At 63.6% G+C, this 1514-nt stretch carries 2 protein-coding genes; both read left to right on the top strand.

Features of this window, described 5'->3' with window-relative positions:
• The first annotated feature begins 270 nt into the window (after positions 1-270).
• A complete protein-coding gene (locus BMY22_RS23345; RefSeq protein ID WP_244158988.1) occupies positions 271-486 on the top strand; it encodes a hypothetical protein in 216 nt (71 codons plus the stop codon).
• 596 nt (positions 487-1082) lie between these two features.
• The gene (locus BMY22_RS23340; protein WP_090625712.1) at positions 1083-1331 is read left to right on the top strand and encodes an FmdB family zinc ribbon protein; all 249 of its coding nucleotides are present in this window, start codon (positions 1083-1085) and stop codon (positions 1329-1331) included.
• Positions 1332-1514 lie beyond the last annotated feature (183 nt).

Below are 1514 nucleotides of genomic sequence, written 5' to 3'. Positions count from 1 at the left end.
GCATCATGCGGGGCAAGTTCCAGAAGGAATCGGGAGCTCAGCATCAGATCTCAGGGCGCGGTTTCGAAGGTAGGGTTTATGGAGCGGTTACGGCAGTTCCACCTGGTCGGCCATCGCGCCAGCGACGGCAGCCTGATCTACTCCAACGCGCTGCTGATCGACGCGCTGATGTAGCGATCCGCCGGGCGAACCCCGTCGGGTATTTTTTATATCTTGAATGCTATAGCGCTTTCGTCGATCCTAGTGCCCCACATCGGTCCGGCATTGGGGATGAGCATGAGCGCGGCAGGGGTAAACCTGGCCTTGTTGGCCAAGGTCAATCATTTTCTGGCGGCGAAAGGGGAGCGGCAGATCAAGCGCTGCCCGCCCGACAGCGAGAGGCACGAGGAATTGGGAGGTCTGTATCTGATCGACATGGCTTCGGGCAAGGTGCTCGACCACCATCTGGATGTCGAGGCGTTCGCAAGGCAGATCGGTGTCGTCTAGGCGCACGAGTGTTTTCTCGGAGCCCCGGCTTATTGCCGGGGCTTTGCGTTTGTGGGGGTGGGAAACGGGGGATCGACGGAGGCACGCACAGGCTGGACAAGCCGGCCCGTCCGGCCTAAAAAGGCTCGCGCCGCGCAGGGCGGGCTTCCGTCCGCCGCCGAGGCGGTATCGACGGCTCGCCAGAGCCGCCGTCGTTGTGCATTCGTTTTGGTTTATCGAGAGGCAGGTGGAGCTGTGAGACAGAAGAAACCCTTGGACCCCGTTCGCCAGGCACAAAAGAACCGGGCCTATCGGATCGGCTACCTGATCGCCCTGGCCGGCATCCTGTGCGGCTTCGTATTGCTGAAGCTGAAGTCGGCGTGAGGGATCTTGCCGCTGGCGGATCGAGCGCTTCTCCGTAGGCTGAAGAAGCCGCGAAGCGGCTTTCCCACGGAGAAGGGCAGGCTGCTTGCTGGGCCGCGTCGCCCCGTGCGGCGTACAATCCGCCCATGCCGCCCCTTTCCCGCACAGGAGGGGGCAGGACGGCAGCCGGTTTTCGCCCTTGGCGCCGGTTGCTGCCGATTGTCGATCACGCATCAACCGCGAGAGCACTACCCATGCCGACCTACGATTACCGTTGCGAAGCCAACGGTCAGGTATATGAAGTCCAGCATCCGATGGCGCTGAGCCCGAAAACCTGGGGCGAACTGCGCGCCGCCAGCACGCTGGCGGAAGACCCGTCGATCCCGAACGACGCGCCGGTGACCAAGCTGATGAGCGCCGCCGGCGTGGTCAACAGCCGGGTGCTGAAGAACCCGGAACCCCCGGCTTGCGCTCGGGGCGGCTGTGCCGGCAACTGCCGCTGAAGGGGCGGTGTAGGGTGACGCTCTAGGTGCCCCGGCATGCGGGCACGGCGGTAGCTGGACTGAGCCGTGTGCCTGCCGCCGCCTTGGCCGGTGGACAAGCAGAGCGTTGTCCACCCTACGGAAGCCGACACCCCCGTAGGGTCACCCCTTTCAAGGTCTTTTACTTTTCGAGGCCTTGATGAG

Source organism: Azotobacter beijerinckii (assembly GCF_900110885.1).
Lineage (GTDB): Bacteria > Pseudomonadota > Gammaproteobacteria > Pseudomonadales > Pseudomonadaceae > Azotobacter > Azotobacter beijerinckii.
This window is presented reverse-complemented; position numbering and strand designations above follow the sequence as displayed.

Bases quoted from the DNA above. Each gene is read 5' to 3' on its own strand.
- BMY22_RS23345 (WP_244158988.1), top strand. From the start codon at position 271: ATGAGCATGAGCGCGGCAGGGGTAAACCTGGCCTTGTTGGCCAAGGTC.
- BMY22_RS23340 (WP_090625712.1), top strand. From the start codon at position 1,083: ATGCCGACCTACGATTACCGTTGCGAAGCCAACGGTCAGGTATATGAA.